Genomic DNA, 261 nt, shown 5'->3' with positions numbered 1-261 from the left:
GGTCAAATCTTTCGGATCCTTCGTAAAACGAGTTGCACCTGAACCAATTTTGTTTGGATCACCAACTTGATCAACTTTTACGACATCGTCAACCTGAGTCTGACGAATTGAAGCGGGAGTATTAGGATAATCAACTACGTTATCGGTTAATAAGACAACCTTATTAGCGTAAGCAGCATCCATCAAGGCATATCCTAGTGAGCCAAAGGCAGCTGGACCTTCCATTCCATTGGCATTTCCACAACGATCTGAGTTAGGCAC

The 261-nt window shown here is 43.3% G+C and carries 1 protein-coding gene; it reads right to left on the bottom strand.

Translation table 11 applies throughout. The features are described 5' to 3' along the window. Positions 1–261, bottom strand: a 261-nt coding sequence (locus AC6UDF_RS07280; RefSeq protein WP_500724212.1) for a citrate lyase subunit alpha, incomplete at both ends; no start/stop codon positions are given.

The sequence above is a fragment of the Fructilactobacillus sp. X2R6C1 genome (genome assembly GCF_059901295.1).
The sequence above is the reverse complement of the archived record's forward strand: the minus strand, read 5'-3'. Positions and strand labels throughout refer to the sequence as shown.